This is a genomic window from Streptomyces sp. NPDC093094, from assembly GCF_044754345.1.
Taxonomy (GTDB): domain Bacteria; phylum Actinomycetota; class Actinomycetes; order Streptomycetales; family Streptomycetaceae; genus Streptomyces.
Map to the genome: position 1 here is coordinate 57,774 of NZ_JBIVOX010000002.1, position 20,000 is coordinate 77,773.

The following is a 20,000-nucleotide window of genomic DNA, read 5'->3' on the forward strand; positions in this document are numbered from 1 at the left end:
CTGGAGGGGGTCCGGGCCGCGGTCGTGTCTTCTGTCGTGTCGTCGCGTGCGGGCCGTGGCCGCTTCTCGCGCCGTTCCCCGCGCCCCTCAGGGCGTTCCTCAGACCACCTGGTGGAGCCAGCGGACCGGGGCTCCCTCGCCCGCGTACCGGAAGGGCTCCAGCTCGTCGTCCCAGGGCTTGCCCAGGAGCTTGGCGAGTTCGGCCTCCAGGTCGGTCTCGCCCTTCTGGGAGCGCGAGAGCGCGGCGCGCAGACGGTCCTCGGGGATGAGGATGTCGCCGTGGATACCGGTGACGGCGTGGAAGATGCCGAGGTCGGGGGTGCAGCTGTAGCGCTCGCCCTCAGCGGTGGGGCAGGGCTCCGCGGTCACCTCGAAGCGCAGGAGGTGCCAGCCGCGCAGCGCGGAGGCGAGTTTGGACGCCGTGCCGACCTCGCCCTGCCAGGAGAACTCCGAGCGCCAGGTGCCGGGCGCGGCGGGCTGCCGGATCCAGTCGAGGTTGACGCGGGTGCCGAGCACCCCGGCGACGGCCCACTCGACGTGCGGGCACAGCGCGCGCGGCGCGGAGTGCACGTACAGAACTCCACGTGTCGTCACCGGGACCTCCGGGCAGAGCGGAACAGGCGGGCCGAGCGGTGGTGGCAGGACAGCCACGCTGATGGCGAGGCTACCGTGCGGCAGGGCAAGGAGTGTGACGTACGGTCTGTCCCGGTGCCCGGAAACACACACCATTCACCCGGCAGGACGCCTGGGCGCGCGCGGACGGCTGCACCGCGCGGGTGCGGGAACTCCCGGACGTTGTCATGGTGAGGAGCTGAGCGGGGGCGACGCGATGTCTGTCGGCCGAGGGGGTCACCAGGGGATGCGGAAGCGAAACCATGTCGTGGCAGCGGTCGTGGCGACGGTGGTCATGGGGTCCGCCGGCTGCGAGGCGGTGGGCGGGGACTCCCCCGGCCCGTCCGAGAGCAGGGCACGGCCGGTGAGGCCGACGCCGGTGTGGGACCGCAGTCCGGAGTCGGTCGCGGCGGTGGGCGACTCGATCACCCGCGGCTTCGACGCGTGCGGGGTGCTGTCGGACTGCCCCGAGGCGTCGTGGGCGACCGGCAGCCGCGAGGACGTGGACAGTCTCGCCGTACGGCTGCTGGGGCCCGCACGGGCCGCCGAGCGCAGCTGGAACTACGCGGCGACCGGCGCCCGGATGGCCGATGTGCCGGGGCAGATGGCCGGTGCGGTGACCCGCTCCCCCGAACTGGTCACGGTGATGGCGGGGGCCAACGACGCCTGCCGTGACTCCCCGTCGGACATGACACCGGTGGCGGACTTCCGGGCGTCGTTCGAGGACGCGATGCACACCCTGCGCCGCTCCCTGCCGAAGGCCCAGGTGTATGTGGCGAGCGTGCCGGACCTGAAGCGGCTGTGGTCGCAGGGCCGTACGAGCCTCCTGGGCAAGCAGGTGTGGAAGCTGGGCATCTGCCCGTCGATGCTGGGCGACGCGGACGCGACGGACGCGGCGGCGACGTTACGCCGGGAGACGGTCCGCAAGCGGGTGGAGGACTACAACCGGGTGCTGCGGGAGGTGTGCGCGAAGGACGAGCGCTGCCGTTTCGACGGGGGCGCGGTGTACGCGTACCGCTTCGGCACGGAGCAGATCAGCCACTGGGACTGGTTCCACCCGAGTGTGGACGGACAGGCCCGGCTGGCGGAGATCGCCTACCGTGCCGTCACCGCGAAGGACGCCTGACTTAGGGTTCCCCCATGGTCGAACACTTCGCAACACTTTCCGACGGCACCCCGGTGCACCGCTGGACCCTGGAGCGCGCCGGCGTGCGGGTGCGGGTCCTGTCGTACGGCGGGATCGTCCAGAGCGTGGAGACGCCGGACCGTGAGGGGCGCCACGCGGACGTGGTGCTGGGATTCGCGGACCTGGAGGGCTATCTGGAGCATCCGGGGCCGTACCTCGGGGCGTTGGTCGGACGGTACGCGAACAGGATCGCGGGCGGCCGTTTCCCGCTCGACGGGGTGACCTACGCGCTGGAGCAGAACGACGCCCCCAACTCGCTGCACGGGGGCGGGCGCGGCTTCGACAAGCGTGTGTGGGACATGACGCCGGTCGGCCACGGCGTCCGGCTGTCCCGGGTCAGCCCGTACGGCGAGGAGGGCTTCCCGGGCCGTCTGGAGGTCTCGGCGACGTACACGCTGGAGCCGTCCGGCGGGCTGCGGATCGCCTACGAGGCGGTCACGGACGCGCCGACGGTGGTGAACCTGACGAACCACAGCTACTTCAACCTGGCGGGTTCCGGGCACGCGGGCGGCCATGAACTGCGGCTGGCCGCCTCGCGCCTCACCCCCGTGGACGCCGGCCTGATCCCGACCGGCGAGCTGAGGGACGTCACGGGCACCCGGTTCGACTTCCGTACGGCCCGCAAGATCGGGCCGGGCTACGACCACAACTTCGTGCTGGACAAGGGCGTGACGGCCGAGCCGGTCGAGGTGGCCGAGCTGCACGACCCGTCGTCCGGGCGGGTGCTGACCGTGGCGACGACCGAGCCCGGCCTCCAGCTGTACACCGCCGAGCACCTCTCCGGCCCGTTCGCGCCCGGTGACGGCGTCGCGCTGGAGACCCAGCACTTCCCCGACTCCCCCAACCGGCCGGAGTTCCCCCGTACGGTGCTGCGGCCGGGCGAGGTGTTCCGCTCGCAGACGGTGTACGGCTTCTCGGCGCGCTGAGCCGGGTTCAGCGGCCGGCCGGGACCGCCGCCACCACCTCGGCCTCGGTCCGTGCCTCGGTGCGCCCGGACATCGCGCTGCTGCCCGTGCCGGACGAGGACGCGCCGGCCCGCGCGGTGTACGCGGCGACACCGACGGGGCGGTCGCCGTCCCCGGCCGCCCGGGTGTTCCCGGACGTTCTGCGGGAGGCGGCGGTGGCGGTCCGGGTGCCCCTGAACGATGGATTCCGATGCGGTGGAGGCGGGTAGGACCCCTCGCCCCGGCGGGCGGAACTCCTCCGCCACCGCAACGGAAGGACCTGAAGTCCCTTGAGTCTCCTACGTGTTCGGGCCGGCACGGCGGCCCTGGTGCTGGCCGTCTCCCTCGTGGCCCCCACCGCCGCGGCCGCGGCCGGGCCCGCGCCCGCCGCCGGTCCGGCGCCCCTCGCCCCGACCGCCGAGGAGCTGCGGCTGGACGGTGCCGTGCCCAGGGAGATCCTGCGCCGGTCCGGATTCGACGCGGTGGCGGCGGAGTTCGCGCGGAGACTGGAGCGGGCGCACTCCGCCGCTCAGGCCCGCCGGATCGTCGTGCGCGAGGGTTCGGCGCTGTGGCGGCGGGCCGTGGACCGGGCGCAGGGGCGCGGCCCGGCGGGCGGGGACCTGAGCCGGGACGACGACCGGCCGCTGTACTGGGCGCGTCTGGGAATGACCCGGCAGGTGCGCACCTGGCAGCCGGCGTTCGGACTGGGCGAGGAGCGGCGGGCCGCCCTGCTGGATGCCCTGGAGCGGACCTCGCGCGGCCGGTCGGACCTGCGCCTCCCGCACGACGGGAAGGTGAAGCGGGTCCTGGTCACCGGCTTCGACCCGTTCACCCTGGACCGGGACATCAGGATCTCCAACCCGTCGGGCGCGGCCGCGCTCGCCCTGGACGGCACGGTGATCGAGACGGGCCGGGGTCCGGCGCGGGTGGAGGCGGCCGTGTTCCCGGTGCGCTGGCGGGACTTCGCGGACGGCACGGTCGAGCGGACCCTGCGGCCGGGTCTGGAGGAGCTGGACCTCTTCGTCACCGTGAGCCAGGGCCGCGTCGGCCGTTTCGACGTCGAGCGGACGAACGGGGCCTGGCGGGGAGGTTTCCCCGACAACGAGAACACCGGCAGCACCGGGACCGTCCCGGTCTCCGACCCCGCCTCGCAGCCGCAGTGGACGTCGACGACCCTGCCGTACGCGGCGATCGTCGCGGCGCCGACCGGCCGCTTCCCCGTCCTCGACAACACCGGCGTGACGGAGATCCCCGCGGGGGGCACCGGGCCCGTCGTCCGGCCGGACGGGCCGACTCCGGGGTCGACCGCGCGGGCCGGGGGCGGCGGGGACTACCTGTCCAACGAGATCGCCTACCGGGCGACGCTGCTGCGCGACCGGCTCGGGCTGCACGACTCGCTGCCGGGCGGGCACGTGCACACGCCGGTGCTCCAGTTCGGGGCCGGGAACACCGGCGAGGTGACCGACCCCGCCTTCGTGCGCAACCGGCTGGACATCGTCGCCCAGGTGCGGGCGATCGTGGGCACGGCCGTCAGTGCGACGGGGCGAACGCGAGGCTGACGCCGAGGCCGGCCAGGACCGAGCCGATGACCTTGTTGAGGACCTTCTGGGCGCGGAGCATCAGGGTGCGCATCCGGTCCTGCGAGAAGAACACGGCGACCGTGCCGAACCACAGCAGGTGGGCCAGCGACATGAACAGGCCGTAGCCCACCTGCTGCACGGCCGGTGTGCCGGGGCCGACGACCTGGGCGAAGGTGGACACGACGAAGAGGGTCGTCTTGGGGTTGAGGACGTTGGTGAGGAAGCCGCTGCGCAGGGCGGCGAGCGGCGTCAGCCCGGTCCCGTCCTCCAGGTCGACCTCCACCTCGCCGCGGGTGCGGAAGGTGCGGACGCCGACGTACACCAGGTAGGCGGCCCCGGTCAGTTTGACGACGGTGAACAGGAAGGTCGAGGACGCGATCAGCAGGCCCACGCCGAGCATCGTGTAGGTGACGTGGACCAGCACACCGGCGGCGACACCGGCCGCGGCGAACAGGCCCGTGCGGCGGCCGTGGAGGTAGCTGTTGCGGACGATCATCGCGAAGTCGGCGCCTGGGGCGACGACGGCCAGGACGGTGATGACGGCGACGGCGAGTATCTCGGTCATGCGCTGACGTTCTCCTCCTCCGACTCGTCCGCTTCCGACGAGTCCTCCTCGGTCTCCTCGCCGAGCAGCTCGCGGGCCATGAGAGTGGCGCCCGCGACCGCGCCCGGCATCAGGAAGACCGCCACGAACGGAACCAGGAAAGCGAGGCTCAGGGGCGTTCCGAAACCCCAGACCAGGGTCTTGCGGGAGCGCAGCAGCGCCAGGCGGTCGCGCAGTTCGACGCCGCGGCGCTGGAGGGCGACGGCGGTCAGCTCCTCGGTGAGGAAGAAGCCGGTGACGAAGAAGCCGAGGACCGGGACGACGGTCTGGCCGGCGACGGGGACGAACCCGAGCGCGAAGAGCAGCACGCCCCAGCACAGGGCCCGTACGACGATCCGCAGGCTGTCCCGGCCGGAGATCCACAGCTCGCGCCAGAGCGGCAGGCCCGACTCGGGCGCGGTGCCGTCGGGCGACACGTCCCGGTCGACCTGCTCGGAGAGGCTCTCGTAGAACGGCTGGCCGATCAGCAGGGTCACCGCGGTGAAGGTGAGCACGGCCAGCAGCAGGCCGAGCGCGTACAGCACGACGGTGAGGAACCCGCGGAACAGTCCGAGCCAGGGGCTGGACCAGTCGTCGGCGAACGGCGTCGCCCAGGCCACGAAGTCGTCGCCCCACACGGCGAGCGCCACCAGGGCGGCCAGGTACAGCACGAGCGTGATCAGCCCGGGTACGAGCCCGAACTCGTACTGCCTGCCGTGCCGGGCCACCCACTTCTGGCCTTTGATCAGGTACTTGAAACCCGCCCCGAGATCGCGCATGACGGCACTCTATCGGGCCGGAAGCAGCTGTCCGGGGGCCGTCCCGGGGGCCGGCCGGCGCGGCCGGAGGTGTCCCGTACGGGCGCTGTGTCCGGGCCGTACGGGGCGTCGGCGGCGCCGACTCCCTCTTGTTGCGGTTGAGTCGAGCCGGTACATCTCGCCGTACCGATCCCAGGAAGCCCGGAGGAGGTACGCGTGCGCATCACCGGTGAGCGCCCTGCGAGACCCGTCCTGATCGTCGTGCTCGCCCTGTCGGCGAGTTCTCTTCTGCTGAACGGCCCGGCCCGGGCGGCCCGGCCCGCCGCCGACGCCCCCGGCACCGGCACCGGCCACGAGCCCGTCGTCCGTCATGAGCCCGCACTGGACACCTCGGCCGCCGCGCCGCCCGCCGCGACGGCCCGCCGGGCCCTCGCCCCGGACGGTCCCGGCCTCGCGGCGGCCGACGCCTCGCTCGGCTATCCCCGCCGGCAGGTGCTCCCGCCCGAGCCGGAGAACCCGGCCGACCGGTCCCTGAAACTGGGGCTCGTCCCGTACCACGGCATCGCGCCCCGGCTGAACGCCCTCCAGGCGCTCGGCGACCGGGTCAGCGTGGAGCAGACCGGACGTTCGGCGGGCGGGCACCGGCTCTATCTGGTCACCGTCACCGCGCCGGAGTCGCCCGCGAGCACCCGCGAGCAGCGGCGGATGCGCGAGCTGATCGAGAACGCGCCCGCCGCGGCGGCGAAGGACCCGCGGATCAAGTCGTCGTACAAGACACCCGTCTTCTTCAACAGCAACATCCACGGCAACGAGTGGGAGGGCACCGACGCCGCCCTGCGGCTCGTCGAGCAGCTCGCGACCGCCGGCGACGCGAGGACGCGCGGCCTGCTCGCGCACAGCAGGCTGTACTTCAACATCACCGCCAACCCCGACGGCCGGATCGCGGGGACGAGGACGAACGCGGGCGGCTTCGACCTCAACCGGGACTTCGTCACCGCCTCGCAGCCGGAGACCCGGGCGATGCGCCGCATCGAGCTCGACAAGCAGCCGGCCGTGATGCTGGACCTGCACGGCTACGTCAACGGCACCCTCATCGAGCCCGCCACTCCCCCGCACGGGGAGAACTACGAGTACGACCTGTTCCTGAAGAACACCTACGCCAACGCCCTCGGCATGGAGGCCGCCGTCGACGGCCTGGGCCACACGCCGGAGCGCGACGGCGTCGAGCCCGCGCAGATCCCGTTCCGCGACCAGAAGGAGGGCTGGGACGACTGGCCGCCGGTCTTCACCCCGCAGTACGCGGCCTTCCACGGCACGGTCGCCGCGCACACCGTCGAGATCCCCCTGCAGGTGAACAACGCGGCCTACGACACGCTGCCGACGGCGGAACTGCGCCGCCGCTCGGCGGTGAACGTCGCCGTCGCGGGCGCCGCGATGCGGGCCACGCTGGAGTTCGTCCGCACCCGCCGCGTGTCCCTGGTCGCCGACCAGATCGAGGTGTTCCGGCGCGGGGCGGCGGGCGAGGCACAGGTGCCGGTCTCCGAGCGGACGGTGCCGGGTGTGCCGGGCATCGGCGCGGAGGACGTGTACACCGCCGACTTCCCGCGCGCGTACGTCGTCACCGGCCGCACCATCGCCGCCGCCCGGCTCGTCGGCCATCTGATCGCCAACGACGTCCGGGTCGCCCGCGCGAGCGATGCCTTCCGGCTGGCGGGGCGGACGTATCCGCGGGGCTCGTACGTCGTCGACATGCACCAGCCCAAGCGAGGTCTGGCGAACGCGCTGCTGGCCGACGGACGGGACATCAGCGCCGACGTGTCGGTGATGTACGACATCTCCGGCTGGAGCCTCGGCCGGCTGTGGGGCGCCACGGTCGAGCCCGTCCGTTCGGGCGGCCTGCGGGGCCTGCCGCTGCAGAAGGTCACCGAGGCCGCCGCGGTGGGACGGGTCGCCGCGCACGGCGACCTGCGCCTCGGCCTGGACGACCCGCAGGAGGTCGCGGCGCTCAACTCCCTGCTGGCGCAGGGCGTACGGGTGCGGTGGGCGGCGGGCGGACCGGCCCGGGGCGTCGTGGTGCCCGGCTCGGCGCGCAGGGCGGCGGCCGGGGCGGCACGGACGTACGACGTCGTCCTGACGGAGTCGCAGAGCGCGGGCGGCGCCGTGCTGCACCGGCCACGGGTGGCCGCGGCGGCCACGGCCGGTGAGCTGTTCGCGCTGCGCGAGATGGGCTTCGAGGTGACGCCCGTGTCGACGGCCCGGCTGAACGCGGGCTTCGACTGGTCGGGCACGGACGTGCTGTTCGTGTCGGCCGGGCTGGACCACGGCGCGCTGGACCCGGCCGCGCGCGGTGCGCTGGAGGTTTTCCTGGCCGCGCACGGGCTGGTCGGACGCGGGGCCGCCGGAGCCGCGCTGAGCACGGCGACGGGGCTGCTGGAGGCCACGGCCGTGGAGGGCGACGGCGACGCCAACGGCGTGGTCCGGGTGCGCAACCGGGGCCCGCTGACGTCGGGCGCGCCGACGACCGGGTTCGTCTACGCGCCGGTCTGGTTCACCGGCCTGGGGCCCGAGGTACGGGTCGAGCAGTCCTACGCGGGCGGCGGCCTGCTGCTCTCGGGCCACTGGCGGGCTCCGGGGAACGGCACGGGCGGGCCCGCGGACGCGGCGGGGCACGCCTCGGTCATCAGTGGCCCGCACGCTGTTCTGTTCGGGACCGAGCCGCTCTTCCGGGCGCACCCGAAGGGGGAATTCCCCCAGGTCGCCCGGGCATTGTTGATCATGGGACAGTCCGGCAGAGGCTGATGCGAGGTTGAGGAGAGCGGATGACGCAGCAGATCCACGGCACCGTCGCCGACGGCTACGAGGCGGTGCGTGAGGAGTTCGCCGCGTTCGTGGCGGGGGAACGCCCGGACTACGAGGGCCAGCTGTGCGCCCATGTGCACGGCAGACGCGTCGTCGACCTGTGGGCCGGCGAGGGCGCGGACGGCGGCTCGCTCTACGGCGTGTTCTCCACGACCAAGGGCGCCGCGTACCTCGTGGTGGCGCTGCTCGTCCAGGACGGCACCCTCGAACTGGACCGGAAGGTGACCTACTACTGGCCGGAGTTCGGCGCCGAGGGCAAGGGCGCGGTGACGCTGCGGGAGCTGCTGGCGCACCGGGCCGGTGTGGTGGGGCTGGACGCCGGGTTCAGCCGGAGCGAGCTGGCGGACGAGCGGGTGGTCGCCGAGCGGCTGGCCGACCAGCGGCCGTTCTGGCGGCCCGGCACCGCCTTCGGCTATCACGCGCTGGTGATCGGCGCACTCGCCGGCGAGGTCGTGCGGCGGGCCACCGGCCGCACGGTCCAGGAGCTGTTCGAGGAGCGGGTGCGGGCGCCGTACGGGCTGGACTTCCGGCTGGGTCTGCCCGAGTCGCTGGAGCCGCGCTTCCGCGACGTGCAGCCGATGGCGCCCACGCCCGGGCAGCAGGCCGAGCTGGACGCCGCGCCCACGGGGCCGCACACGCTGACCGCGATCGCGTTCAACACCCATGCGCCGGACGCCGGGACCCTGGTGGAGCACGCCAACTCCCGGCTGGTGCGGGCCAAGGGCCCCGCGTCGGCGGGCGGGGTGGCGGCCGCGCGCGGGATCGCCGGGATGTACGCGGCGGCGATCAGCGAGGTGGACGGGCGGCCGCCGCTGCTGAAGCCCGACACGATCGCGGAGGTCGGGCAGATCCACTCGGTCGGCCACGACCTGGTGACCCGGACCCACAACGCGTTCGGGGTCGGTTTCCAGGCGCCGGCGGTGACCCGGTACCCGTTCCTGGGCGCCGGCACGTTCGGCCACAGCGGCGCCGGCGGCTCCCAGGGCTTCGCCGACCCGCGCTCCGGTCTGGCCTACGGCTACACCCGCCGCCGCTGCGCCTTCCCGGGCGGTGCGGCCGCGGAGAACGAGCGGTTCGTGAAGGCCGCCCACGACGCGGCGACGCGGGCCTGACCGACGGACGGAGGCCGCACCCCACGTCCCAGGGTGCGGCCTCCGCTGTGTGCAACGAGCGGACTCAGGCGAGCGTCACGGTGATGTTCCCGCGGGTCGCCTTCGAGTACGGGCAGACCTCGTGGGCCTTCTTGACGAGGCTGCGGGCGGTCTCCGCGTCCACGTTCGGGATGGCCGCGGAGATCTCCACGATGAGGCCGAAGCCGTCGTCGCCCCGGCCGATGCCGACCTTCGCGGTGACGGTCGAGCCGGAGACGTCGGCGCCGTCCTGGCGGGCGACGACACCGAGGGCGCCCTGGAAGCAGGCGCTGTAGCCGGCGGCGAACAGCTGCTCCGGGTTGGTGCCGGTGCCGCTGCCGCCCATCTCGACGGGCGGGCCGACGACGACGTCGAGCCGGCCGTCGTCGGTGGCGACCCGGCCGTCGCGGCCGTTCTCCGCGGTGGCGACGGCGGTGTACAGGACGTCGGACTGCTGAATGGGCATGCGGTGGTCTTCCTCCTCGTCCGCCGCGACTCGCGCCCACGATCGACGGCGGTTCCGGAAAGAAGTTACCGCATGCCGGAATGTGAAAGAAGGCGTTACAGCTTGACGATCATCTTGCCGGTGTTGTCGCCGCGCAGGACGCCGAGGAACGCCTCCAGGTTGTTCCCGATGCCCTCGACGACCGTCTCGCGGTACTTCAGCTCGCCCGAGGCGACCCAGGGACCGACCTCCTGGACGAACTGCGGCTGGAGGTCCTGGTGGTCGTTGACCAGGAGGCCCTCGATGCGGCCGCGGGTCTGGATGAGCCGGGCGAGGTTGCGCGGGCCGGGGGCGGGCTCGGTGTTGTTGTAGACCGAGATCATGCCGCAGACGGCGATCCGGCCGCCCTGGTTCAGGGAGCCGATCGCGGCCTCCAGGTGGTCGCCGCCGACATTGTCGAAGTACACGTCGACGCCGTCGGGCGCGGCCTCGCGCAGCTGCTCGGCGACGGGGCCGTTCCGGTAGTTGAACGCCGCGTCGAAGCCGTACTCCTCGACCAGCAGCTTGACCTTCTCGTCGGAGCCGGCCGAGCCGATCACCCGCGAGGCGCCCTTGAGCCGCGCGATCTGGCCGACCTGGCCGCCGACGGCCCCGGCGGCGCCGGAGACGAACACCGAGTCGCCCTCCTTGAAGGCGGCGGTGCGCAGGAGGCCCGCGTAGGCGGTCAGACCGGGCATGCCGAGCACACCGAGGTAGGCCGGGAGCGGCGCGGCGGCGGGGTCGACCTTGACGGCGTGCCGGGGGTCGACGGCGGCGTACTCGCGCCAGCCGAAGAAGTGCAGGAGGTGGTCGCCGGCCTCGACGCCCTCGACGTTCGAGGCGACGACCTCGCCGACGGCGCCGCCCTGCATGACCTTGCCCAGCTCGAAGGGGGCGACGTAGGACTTGGCGGCGCTCATCCGGCCGCGCATGTACGGGTCGACGGAGAGGTACTTGTTCCGCACCAGGACCTGACCCTCGCGGGGCGTCGGGACCTCGGTCTCCACCAGGGCGAAGTCCTCGGGCCGGGGCCAGCCGACGGGACGGCTGAGCAGATGCCATTCGCGGTTGATCATGGGGGTGCCTTTCCGAATACTTCAGTACCTGAAACAACCATGCGGCTGAATATTTCAGGTTGTCAAGTAATACGGGTAGGCTTGGGGCATGGCCACTCCTCACCAGACCCGCCCGGACGACCTGACGATGGAGGTCGTCGACCTCATCGGCTCGGTCGTGGCCCGCTATCACGAGGAGTTCGAGGAGGCGGCCGCCGGGCACGCCCTCACCGGCGCCCAGGCGAAGCTGCTCACCCTGCTGTCCCTGGGCGAGCTGCCCATGCGCCGGCTCGCCCAGAAGCTGAAGTGCGAGCCGTCCAACGTCACCGGGATCGTCGACCGCCTGGAGGCCCGCGGCCTGGTCGAGCGCCGCCCCGACCCGGCGGACCGCCGGGTGAAGGTCGCCGCGGTCACGGCCGAGGGCCGCACTGTCGCCCGCGGCCTGCGCGAGTCCCTCCGCTTCGCCCGTGAGCCGCTCGCCGCGCTCGGCGACGAGGAACGGCTGGCCCTGCGGGACCTGCTGCGGCGCATGGTGGAGTCGGACCCGGCCTGACCCCGGCCGGCCGGGACCACCGGCCGCCCGCCCCGCCTCAGGTGCACCACCACAGGAAGCGGTCGCAGGTCTTCGTCGGGGACGGGGCCGGGTGCGGGACCGCCGTCGACGGAGCGGCGGTGGGGGTGTCCGCGGGGGCCGGGTTCCCGGCGGGGGTCGTGCGGGTGGGCGCGGGGGCTCCGGTCGCGGGGCCGGGGTCCGCACCCGGAGCCGGGGAGCCGTCGGCACCGGCCGGACTCGCGGACACGGACGGGGACGGGGACGGGGACCCGCTCGGCGACGCCGGGGCCGACGGCGAGGCCGTCGAGGGGGACGCGCCCGGGGAGGCCGCGGCGGCCGGGCCCGTCGGACCGGAGGGCGGCCCGGCCGGCCCACCGCCGGCCTCCTCGGACACTCCGCCGTCCACGTCCTCACCGCCCTCGGCCGCGGCCGGCGGCGGGGCCGAGCCCGGCGCGTCCGGCCCCAGCCCGGCCAGGCCCAGTCCGCCCGCGGCCAGCAGGAAGCCCGCCGCGACCAGGACGGTCCGGCGACGGCGCCTGCGGTGCGCGGCGGCCTTGCGGTCGCGGCGGCTCTCCCCGGGGCGCCGGGACGCCGCACGGCCCTGCGGGGCGGGGCGGTCCGGGCGGGGACCCTCGGCCGCGTCCTCGCGGACGGCCGGATCGTCGTACGACGGCTCCGCGGGGAGCCGGTCGGCGGGCACGCCGCATCCCGGGCACGCCAGGGCGCCGTTGAGGTGCCGTCGGCACGGGTGGCAGTAGTCCATGACGCCGGAAGACTAAGTTCCGTACACAGCCCGTTCCTAGGCATGCCGGTGAAGGTTTCGTGGGGAAGCGGCCGCGTCGGCGGATCAGGTCGAGCGACAACGGTTTCGAAAGGACCGGAACCGTTGTCCGCGCGACCCATTGACACCCCCGCCGCCCCGTCCTTACTGTCACGCCAGCATTTCGAACGAGTGACGAAATATCGAACAGAGTCGACGTTTCACGAGGGGCAACTGCCGTGCGCATCACCGGAATCAGCACACACGTGGTCGGGACGCCGTGGCGCAACCTGACCTACGTACAGGTGCACACCGACGAGGGCGTCACCGGCGTCGGCGAGACCCGGATGCTGGGACACACCGACGCCCTCCTCGGCTACCTGAGGGAGGCCGAGGCCAACCACGTTCTCGGCTCGGACCCGTTCGCGGTCGAGGACCTCGTCAAGCGCATGAAGTACGGCGACTACGGCCGGGCCGGCGAGATCGTGATGTCCGGCATCGCGGTCGTCGAGATGGCCTGCTGGGACATCAAGGGCAAGGCCCTGGGCGTGCCCGTGTGGCAGCTGCTCGGCGGCCGCGTCACCGACAGGGTCAAGGCGTACGCCAACGGCTGGTACACCACCGAGCGGACGCCGGACGCCTATCACAAGGCCGCCCGGGGCGTGATGGAGCGCGGGTACAAGGCGCTCAAGATCGACCCCTTCGGCACCGGCCACTTCGAACTCGACCACGAGCAGAGCCTGTACGCCGTCTCGCTGATCGAGGCGGTGCGCGACGCCATCGGGCCGGACGCCGAGCTGATGCTGGAGATGCACGGCCGGTTCTCGCCGGCCACCGCCGTCCGGCTGGCGAAGGAGCTCGCGCCGTTCAGGCCCGCCTGGCTGGAGGAGCCCTGCCCGCCGGAGAACCTCAAGGCGCTGGAGAAGGTCGCCGCGAAGACCGACATCCCGGTCGCCACCGGTGAACGCATCCACGACCGGATCGAGTTCCGCGAGCTGTTCGAGAGCCAGGCCGTGGACATCATCCAGCCGGACGTCGGCCACATCGGCGGCATCTGGGAGACCCGGAAGCTGGCCGCCACCGCCGAGACCCACTACATGCTGGTCGCCCCGCACAACGTGGGCGGTTCCGTGCTGACCGCCGCCTCCCTCCAGGTCGGGTTCACCTCCCCCAACTTCAAGATCCTCGAACACTTCAACGACTTCGCCGACGCGGACATCAAGAAGGTCGTCAAGGGCGCGCCGCAGGTCGTGGACGGCTACTTCCACCTGTCCGACGCCCCCGGGCTCGGCGTCGAGCTGGACGTGGACGCGGCCGCCGAGTTCCCGCAGCAGCAGGCCCGTTTCGACCTCTGGGCCGAGGGCTGGGAGCAGCGCAGGCCGAAGGACACCCAGTGAGCTCCCAGGTCGTGGTCGAGGCTCCCGGCGTCCACCGGGTCGAGGAGCACACGCCGCGCGAACCCGGCCCCGGTGAGGCGCTGGTCCGGATCCACGCGGCCGGCATCTGCGGCAGCGACCGCGAGGTGTACCAGGGCAACCGGCCCGAGGGGTACGTCCGTTACCCGCTCACGCCCGGTCACGAGTGGTCCGGGACCGTCGATTCGGTCGGTGCCGGGGTGCCGCCGGCTCTCGTGGGCCGCAAGGTGGTCGGCGAGGGGTTCCGCAACTGCCAGGTGTGCGACCGCTGCCACGCCGGTGAGACGACGCTGTGCACCGACGGGTACGAGGAGACCGGGTTCACGCAGCCCGGCGCCATGGCGGCGACCCTCACCCTGCCCGCCCGGCTGCTGCACGTCCTGCCCGGGGACGCCGACCTCACGGCGGCCGCCCTCCTGGAGCCGGCCGCCTGCATCGCGGCGGCGGCGCTGAAGGCGAACGCCCGCCCGGGCGAGCGGGTCGCCGTCGTGGGCACCGGCACGCTCGGCATGTTCGCCGTGCAGTTCCTGCGGGCGTCCTCGCCGGGCGAGCTGCTGGTCGTCGGCACGCGCCGGGACCGGGAGGCACTGTCGCGGCAGTTCGGCGCCACCGATTTCCGCACCAGGGACGAGCCGCTGACCGGCGGCTTCGACGTCGTCGTCGAGACGGCCGGGTCCGCCGACGCGGCCCGCACGGCGGCGGGTCTGCTGCGGCGCGGGGGCCGGCTTGTGCTGACCGGCATCCCGGCACCGGGCGCCGACGGGCTCGACCCGACCGATCTCGTCGTACGGCAGCTGGAGGTGCACACCGTCTTCGGTGCGCCGCCGGACGCCTGGTCGCACACCGTGCGGGTGTTCGCGGCCGGGCTGCTGGACCCGGTGCCGCTGGTGACGCACGAGCTGCCGCTCACCGAGTTCCCCGGGGCCATCGAGCTGGTGGGGTCCGGCGACCCGAAGGTCGGCAAGGTGCTCCTGCGGCCGTAGCGGACCCCGCCCCGGCGTGCGCCGGTACGGGGGTCTCCTGACGGCCGCCGTACCGGCGCACCACCACGGGCTTTCCTGTACCCCGAGACACGAACCACGTCCGAAATACCGAACACTAAGGACAGCCAGTGACCGACGCTTCCGCCACGGCGGCCCGGCGACCCGGCGAGCAGGCGCTCGCCGCGCTCGGCCTGGGCGCGCCCGTCCTCGACCCCGCCGACGCCTCGCCGCACACGTTCCCCGGCGGCGGCCGCTGGCGCACCGAGATCCCCTCGTGCGAGGGCCCCGAGGCGCTGGCCGTCGTCCTGAAGGAGTCCTCGCGCCTGGACGTGCCGGTCCACCGGATCAGCCAGGGCAGCGGCGTGTGGATGCTCACCGACGCCGAGATCACCGAGATGGCCGAGGCGACCGCCGAACGCGGCATCGAGCTCTGCCTGTTCACCGGCCCGCGCGGCACCTGGGACATCGGCGGCTCCGTGCGCACCGACTCGCGGGGGGCCGGACTGCGCGCCCGGGGCCACGACGCCGTCGCCGGGTGCGTCGAGGACGCCGTACGCGCCACCGAACTGGGCGTGAAATGCCTGCTCGTGGCCGACGAGGGGGTGCTGTGGACCCTGCACCGGGCGCGCGGGGCCGGGATCCTCCCGGCCGACACCACGCTGAAGGTGTCGGCGCTGATCGGCCCGGTCAACCCGGCCGCGTACGCCGTGTACGAACGGCTCGGCGCCGACTCGGTGAACGTGCCCAGCGATCTGACCCTGGATCACCTCACCGAGATCCGGCGGGTGTCGGGCGCACCCATGGACATGTACATCGAGGCGCCCGACGACCTCGGCGGCTACGTCCGGATGTACGAGGTCGCCGAGCTGATCCGGCGCGGCGCCCCGCTCTATCTGAAGTTCGGTCTGTCCAAGGCTCCCGGGATCTACCCGTACGGGACCCATATGCGGGATCTGACCCTGGACACCGCCCGGGAGCGGGTGCGGCGCGGCCGTCTCGCCCTGGACCTGCTCGCCCGGCACGGCGCGGACGGCGACATGGCGCCGCTCGGCTCCCGCCTGCCCGGGACCCTGCACCGCTTCCCCATCAGCTCGCCCCAGGCGTGACCCCTCTCCACGACGAGAAGAACGAGGACTGATCCCATGCGCAACCGCAGAGCCGCACTCTCCGCCCTGGCCACCGCCGCCTGTCTCGCCCTCACCCTCACGGCCTGCGGCCAGAACTCCGAGGGAGGCGGCGAGGAGGGCAAGGGCGGCAGCGAGGGCGCCACCATCGGCATCTCGATGCCCACCAAGTCCTCCGAGCGCTGGATCGCGGACGGCGACAACGTCGTCAAGCACCTCCAGGACAAGGGCTACAGGACCAAGCTGGTCTTCGGCGAGGACGACCCCGACCAGCAGGTCTCGCAGATCGAGAACCTCATCACGCAGGGCGTGAAGGCGCTGATCGTCGCGGCCATCGACAACAAGTCGATGAACAACGTCCTCCAGCAGGCCAAGGACGCCGGCATCCCGGTGATCTCCTACGACCGCCTGATCCTCGGCACCGGGAACGTCGACTACTACGCCTCCTTCGACAACGAGAAGGTCGGCGAGCTCCAGGGCGGCTACATCGTCGAGAAGCTGGGCCTGAAGGACGGCAGCAAGAAGGGTCCCTTCAACATCGAGCTGTTCGCCGGCTCCAACGACGACAACAACACCCGCTACTTCTTCCAGGGCGCGATGAACGTCCTCCAGCCCTACATCGACAAGAAGCAGCTCGTCGTCCGCTCCGGCCAGACCGGGCTCACCCAGGTCACCACCCTGCGCTGGGACGGCGGCACCGCGCAGAAGCGCATGGACGACATCCTCACCTCCGCCTACAAGAGCCAGCGCGTCGACGCGGTCCTCTCGCCCTACGACGGCATCTCCATCGGCATCCTGTCGGCGCTGAAGTCGGACGACTACGGCTCGAAGAGCAAGCCGCTGCCGGTCGTCACCGGGCAGGACGCCGAGGTCGCCTCGGTGAAGTCGATCATCGCCGACGAGCAGTCGATGACCGTCTACAAGGACACCCGCGAGCTCGCCAAGGTCGCCTCGAACATGGTCGACGCCGTCCTCAAGGGCAAGAAGCCCGAGGTCAACGACACCAAGACCTACGACAACGGCTCCAAGGTCGTCCCGGCCTATCTGCTGGAGCCGGTGAGCGTCGACAAGAGCAACTACCGGGCCGCCGTCGTCGACTCCGGCTACATCAAGGCGAGCGACCTCGACTGACCTCCGCCACCTAGGGATTGGAAGGCACGACCATGGCGGGACCCGTCCTGGAAATGCGCTCGATCGTCAAGACCTTTCCCGGCGTCAAGGCGCTGTCGGACGTCACGCTGTCCGTCCGGCAGGGCGAGGTCCACGCCATCTGCGGGGAGAACGGCGCCGGGAAGTCGACCCTGATGAAGGTCCTCTCCGGCGTCCACCCGCACGGGACCTACGAGGGGGACGTCCTCTTCGAGGGAGAGGTCTGCTCCTTCAGGGACATCCGGGCGAGCGAGCGGCACGGCATCGTCATCATCCACCAGGAGCTGGCACTGGTGCCGTACCTGTCCGTCGCCGAGAACATCTTCCTCGGCAACGAGCACGCCTCGCGCGGCTTCATCGACTGGAACGAGACCCTCAGGCACGCCGCGGACCTGATGCGCAGGGTCGGCCTGGACGAGCACCCGGAGACCCGGGTCGCCGACATCGGGGTCGGCAAGCAGCAGCTCGTGGAGATCGCCAAGGCGCTGTCCAAGCAGGTGAAACTGCTGATCCTGGACGAGCCGACGGCGGCCCTGAACGACGAGGACAGCGGCAAGCTGCTGGAGCTGATCCTGGAGCTGAAGAACCAGGGCATCACCTCGATCATCATCAGCCACAAGCTCAACGAGATCCGCCGGGTCGCCGACTCGGTGACGATCCTGCGCGACGGCCGGACCATCGAGACCCTCGACGTGAAGGCCGAGGAGACCACCGAGGACCGGATCATCAGCGGCATGGTCGGCCGCGACCTGGAGCACCGCTTCCCCGAGCGCACCCCGCACGAGCCGCAGGAGGGCCGCGCGCCCGCCCTGGAGATCCGGGGGTGGACCGTGCACCACCCGATCGACCAGCAGCGCAAGGTCGTCGACGACGTGTCGATCGACGTGCGGCGCGGCGAGATCGTCGGCATCGCGGGCCTGATGGGCGCCGGCCGCACCGAACTGGCGATGAGCGTGTTCGGGCGGACGTACGGGCGCTACGCCTCGGGCACCGTCCTGAAGGACGGCGAGGAGATCCGTACGAGGACCGTCCCCGAGGCGGTCGCGCACGGCATCGCCTACGTCACCGAGGACCGCAAGCACTACGGCCTCAACCTCATCGACACCATCAACCGGAACATCTCGCTGAGCGCGCTCGGCAAGGTGGCCCGGCGCGGTGTGGTGGACGAGCACGAGGAGCGGCAGGTCGCCGAGGGCTTCCGCCGGTCCATGAACATCAAGGCGCCCACGGTGTTCGAGCCGGTGGGCAAGCTGTCCGGCGGCAACCAGCAGAAGGTCGTCCTCAGCAAGTGGATCTTCGCGGGTCCCGATGTGCTGCTCCTGGACGAGCCGACCCGCGGGATCGACGTCGGCGCCAAGTACGAGATCTACACGGTCATCGACCAGCTGGCCGCCCAGGGCAAGGCGGTCGTCTTCATCTCCTCCGAACTGCCCGAGCTGCTCGGCATGTGCGACCGCATCTACACGATGGCCGCCGGCCGGCTGACGGGCGAGTTCTCACGGGCCGATGCCTCGCAGGAGTCGCTGATGCGCCGGATGACGAAGGACAAAGAGGTAACGCGATGAGCACCGATGTGACCGCCGAGAGCCCGGCCCCCGCGCCGCCGGGCGGGAGCGGGGCCGCAGGCGACGGGCTGCTCCGGCCGGCGCTGGAGGGGATGCGCCGCAACATGCGGCAGTACGGCATGCTGATCGCCCTCGGCCTGATCGTGGTGCTGTTCGCCGTGTGGACCGACGGTGATCTGCTGCTGCCGCGCAACGTCTCCAACCTGGTGCTGCAGAACAGCTACATCCTGATCCTGGCGATCGGCATGATGCTGGTCATCATCGCCGGCCACATCGACCTGTCGGTCGGCTCCCTGACGGCGTTCGTGGGCTCCATGGCCGCGGTGTTCATGGTGCGCAACGACATACCCTGGCCGCTCGCCGTCGTGCTGTGCCTGCTGATGGGCGCGGTCGCGGGCGCGGCACAGGGGTTCCTCGTCGCCTACGGCGGCATGCCCTCGTTCATCGTCACCCTCGCGGGCATGCTGATCTTCCGCGGTCTGACCGAGATCTTCCTGGAGGGGCAGACCCTCGGCCCGTTCCCGGAGGGGCTCCAGAAGGTCGCCAACGGCTTCCTGCCCGAGGCCGGACCCGAGACGAACTACCACAATCCGACGCTGTTGCTGGGGCTCGCCCTGATCGCGTTCGTGGTGTTCCAGGAGGTCCGTGACCGCCGCCGCCAGCAGGAGTTCTCGCTGGAGGTGCCGCCGCGCAACCTGTTCCTGCTGAAGCTGGTCGCGCTGGGCGCCGCCGTGCTGACCCTCACCCTGCTGCTGGCCAGTTACAAGGGCGCCCCGATCGTCCTGCTCGTCCTCGGTGCGCTGCTGGTGGGCTTCGGCTACGTCATGCGCAACGCCGTGATCGGCCGCCACATCTACGCCATCGGCGGCAACCTGCCCGCGGCCAAGCTGTCGGGCGTGAAGGACAGGAAGGTCACCTTCCTGGTCTTCCTGAACATGGGCATGCTCGCGGCCCTGGCGGGTCTGGTGTTCGCCGCCCGCTTCAACGCGGCCTCGCCCAAGGCCGGGCTGAACTTCGAACTGGAGGCGATCGCGGCGTCGTTCATCGGCGGAGCGTCGATGAGCGGCGGAGTCGGGACCGTCCTCGGCGCGATCATCGGTGGCCTGGTGCTGGGCGTGCTGAACAACGGCATGAACCTCGTCGGCATCGGCACGGACTGGCAGCAGGTCATCAAGGGCCTGGTCCTGCTGGCCGCGGTCGGCTTCGACGTGTGGAACAAGCGCAAGATCGGTTCGTAGCAGGCAGGGCCCCACCGGGAGG

General features: G+C 72.2%; 18 protein-coding genes. 12 read left to right on the plus strand and 6 right to left on the minus strand.

The window, feature by feature from the left end; genetic code table 11:
- Positions 1-99 precede the first annotated feature (99 nt).
- Positions 100-594 carry a DUF3145 domain-containing protein gene (locus ACIQGV_RS03145; protein ID WP_402489673.1) on the minus strand — a complete coding sequence of 165 codons (495 nt, stop codon included), beginning with the start codon at positions 592-594 and terminating at the stop codon, positions 100-102.
- 265 nt (positions 595-859) lie between these two features.
- Here ACIQGV_RS03145 and ACIQGV_RS03150 point away from each other — a divergent pair, with 265 nt between their 5' ends.
- The 3 genes from ACIQGV_RS03150 (at position 860) to ACIQGV_RS03160 (ending at position 4,301) form a co-directional block, all read left to right on the plus strand.
- Complete coding sequence (locus ACIQGV_RS03150) at positions 860-1,738, plus strand: SGNH/GDSL hydrolase family protein (protein ID WP_402489676.1); 879 nt, start codon at positions 860-862, stop codon at positions 1,736-1,738.
- A gap of 14 nt (positions 1,739-1,752) precedes the next feature.
- Positions 1,753-2,724, plus strand: coding sequence for an aldose epimerase family protein (locus tag ACIQGV_RS03155; protein ID WP_402489678.1), 972 nt, complete (start codon positions 1,753-1,755; stop codon positions 2,722-2,724).
- A 308-nt stretch (positions 2,725-3,032) separates the two neighbouring features.
- The gene (locus tag ACIQGV_RS03160) at positions 3,033-4,301 is read left to right on the plus strand and encodes a pyroglutamyl peptidase (protein ID WP_402489681.1); all 1,269 of its coding nucleotides are present in this window, start codon (positions 3,033-3,035) and stop codon (positions 4,299-4,301) included.
- On the opposite strand, the gene ACIQGV_RS03165 is transcribed toward ACIQGV_RS03160, so the two are convergent.
- On the minus strand, positions 4,273-4,887 hold the full coding sequence (locus tag ACIQGV_RS03165) for a LysE family translocator (protein WP_402489683.1): 615 nt from the start codon (positions 4,885-4,887) through the stop codon (positions 4,273-4,275). The genes ACIQGV_RS03160 and ACIQGV_RS03165 overlap by 29 nt on opposite strands.
- On the minus strand, positions 4,884-5,684 hold the full coding sequence (locus tag ACIQGV_RS03170; RefSeq protein ID WP_402489685.1) for an EI24 domain-containing protein: 801 nt from the start codon (positions 5,682-5,684) through the stop codon (positions 4,884-4,886). Before ACIQGV_RS03170 ends, ACIQGV_RS03165 begins: the two co-directional genes overlap by 4 nt.
- A 195-nt stretch (positions 5,685-5,879) precedes the next feature.
- On the opposite strand from ACIQGV_RS03170, the gene ACIQGV_RS03175 reads away from it, so the two are divergent.
- Both ACIQGV_RS03175 and ACIQGV_RS03180 read left to right on the plus strand, forming a co-directional pair.
- The gene (locus tag ACIQGV_RS03175) at positions 5,880-8,462 is read left to right on the plus strand and encodes a M14 family zinc carboxypeptidase (RefSeq protein WP_402489688.1); all 2,583 of its coding nucleotides are present in this window, start codon (positions 5,880-5,882) and stop codon (positions 8,460-8,462) included.
- 20 nt (positions 8,463-8,482) lie between these two features.
- Positions 8,483-9,634: a serine hydrolase domain-containing protein gene (locus ACIQGV_RS03180; RefSeq protein ID WP_402489691.1), complete on the plus strand. Its 1,152-nt coding sequence runs from the start codon at positions 8,483-8,485 to the stop codon at positions 9,632-9,634.
- Positions 9,635-9,698: 64 nt separating this feature from the next.
- Here ACIQGV_RS03180 and ACIQGV_RS03185 read toward each other — a convergent pair whose 3' ends face one another.
- Together ACIQGV_RS03185 and ACIQGV_RS03190 are read right to left on the minus strand one after the other, a co-directional pair.
- Positions 9,699-10,118 (minus strand): organic hydroperoxide resistance protein, encoded by a 420-nt coding sequence (locus ACIQGV_RS03185; protein ID WP_402489694.1) that lies wholly within the window; start codon positions 10,116-10,118, stop codon positions 9,699-9,701.
- Between the two features lie 95 nt (positions 10,119-10,213).
- On the minus strand, positions 10,214-11,212 hold the full coding sequence (locus ACIQGV_RS03190; protein ID WP_402489696.1) for an NADP-dependent oxidoreductase: 999 nt from the start codon (positions 11,210-11,212) through the stop codon (positions 10,214-10,216).
- Positions 11,213-11,300: 88 nt separating this feature from the next.
- Here ACIQGV_RS03190 and ACIQGV_RS03195 point away from each other — a divergent pair, with 88 nt between their 5' ends.
- Positions 11,301-11,744: a MarR family winged helix-turn-helix transcriptional regulator gene (locus tag ACIQGV_RS03195; RefSeq protein WP_402489699.1), complete on the plus strand. Its 444-nt coding sequence runs from the start codon at positions 11,301-11,303 to the stop codon at positions 11,742-11,744.
- Positions 11,745-11,781: 37 nt separating this feature from the next.
- On the opposite strand, the gene ACIQGV_RS03200 is transcribed toward ACIQGV_RS03195, so the two are convergent.
- Positions 11,782-12,444, minus strand: a complete 663-nt coding sequence (locus ACIQGV_RS03200; RefSeq protein WP_402489702.1) for a hypothetical protein — start codon at positions 12,442-12,444, stop codon at positions 11,782-11,784.
- A gap of 299 nt (positions 12,445-12,743) precedes the next feature.
- Here ACIQGV_RS03200 and ACIQGV_RS03205 point away from each other — a divergent pair, with 299 nt between their 5' ends.
- The 6 genes from ACIQGV_RS03205 to mmsB all read left to right on the plus strand — a co-directional run bounded on the left by ACIQGV_RS03205 (position 12,744) and on the right by mmsB (position 19,978).
- On the plus strand, positions 12,744-13,901 hold the full coding sequence (locus tag ACIQGV_RS03205; RefSeq protein WP_402489704.1) for a mandelate racemase/muconate lactonizing enzyme family protein: 1,158 nt from the start codon (positions 12,744-12,746) through the stop codon (positions 13,899-13,901).
- Positions 13,898-14,902 carry a zinc-binding dehydrogenase gene (locus ACIQGV_RS03210; protein WP_402489706.1) on the plus strand — a complete coding sequence of 335 codons (1,005 nt, stop codon included), beginning with the start codon at positions 13,898-13,900 and terminating at the stop codon, positions 14,900-14,902. Before ACIQGV_RS03205 ends, ACIQGV_RS03210 begins: the two co-directional genes overlap by 4 nt.
- 128 nt (positions 14,903-15,030) lie before the next feature.
- Entirely contained in the window at positions 15,031-16,008 is a 978-nt protein-coding gene (locus tag ACIQGV_RS03215) for a hypothetical protein (RefSeq protein ID WP_402489708.1), read from the plus strand.
- A 36-nt stretch (positions 16,009-16,044) separates the two neighbouring features.
- Positions 16,045-17,157, plus strand: a complete 1,113-nt coding sequence (gene chvE / locus ACIQGV_RS03220) for a multiple monosaccharide ABC transporter substrate-binding protein (RefSeq protein WP_402489711.1) — start codon at positions 16,045-16,047, stop codon at positions 17,155-17,157.
- Positions 17,158-17,189: 32 nt separating this feature from the next.
- The gene (gene mmsA / locus ACIQGV_RS03225) at positions 17,190-18,740 is read left to right on the plus strand and encodes a multiple monosaccharide ABC transporter ATP-binding protein (RefSeq protein WP_402489713.1); all 1,551 of its coding nucleotides are present in this window, start codon (positions 17,190-17,192) and stop codon (positions 18,738-18,740) included.
- The gene (gene mmsB / locus ACIQGV_RS03230; RefSeq protein WP_402489716.1) at positions 18,737-19,978 is read left to right on the plus strand and encodes a multiple monosaccharide ABC transporter permease; all 1,242 of its coding nucleotides are present in this window, start codon (positions 18,737-18,739) and stop codon (positions 19,976-19,978) included. Before mmsA ends, mmsB begins: the two co-directional genes overlap by 4 nt.
- Positions 19,979-20,000 lie beyond the last annotated feature (22 nt).

What these genes read in the sequence shown, in the direction of transcription:
- ACIQGV_RS03150 (WP_402489676.1), top strand. Translation starts at nt 860, where the DNA reads ATGCGGAAGCGAAACCATGTCGTGGCAGCGGTCGTGGCGACGGTGGTC.
- ACIQGV_RS03155 (WP_402489678.1), top strand. Translation starts at nt 1,753, where the DNA reads ATGGTCGAACACTTCGCAACACTTTCCGACGGCACCCCGGTGCACCGC.
- ACIQGV_RS03165 (WP_402489683.1), bottom strand. Translation starts at nt 4,887, where the DNA reads ATGACCGAGATACTCGCCGTCGCCGTCATCACCGTCCTGGCCGTCGTC.
- ACIQGV_RS03170 (WP_402489685.1), bottom strand. Translation starts at nt 5,684, where the DNA reads ATGCGCGATCTCGGGGCGGGTTTCAAGTACCTGATCAAAGGCCAGAAG.
- ACIQGV_RS03180 (WP_402489691.1), top strand. Translation starts at nt 8,483, where the DNA reads ATGACGCAGCAGATCCACGGCACCGTCGCCGACGGCTACGAGGCGGTG.
- ACIQGV_RS03185 (WP_402489694.1), bottom strand. Translation starts at nt 10,118, where the DNA reads ATGCCCATTCAGCAGTCCGACGTCCTGTACACCGCCGTCGCCACCGCG.
- ACIQGV_RS03190 (WP_402489696.1), bottom strand. Translation starts at nt 11,212, where the DNA reads ATGATCAACCGCGAATGGCATCTGCTCAGCCGTCCCGTCGGCTGGCCC.
- ACIQGV_RS03195 (WP_402489699.1), top strand. Translation starts at nt 11,301, where the DNA reads ATGGCCACTCCTCACCAGACCCGCCCGGACGACCTGACGATGGAGGTC.
- chvE (WP_402489711.1), top strand. Translation starts at nt 16,045, where the DNA reads ATGCGCAACCGCAGAGCCGCACTCTCCGCCCTGGCCACCGCCGCCTGT.
- mmsA (WP_402489713.1), top strand. Translation starts at nt 17,190, where the DNA reads ATGGCGGGACCCGTCCTGGAAATGCGCTCGATCGTCAAGACCTTTCCC.
- mmsB (WP_402489716.1), top strand. Translation starts at nt 18,737, where the DNA reads ATGAGCACCGATGTGACCGCCGAGAGCCCGGCCCCCGCGCCGCCGGGC.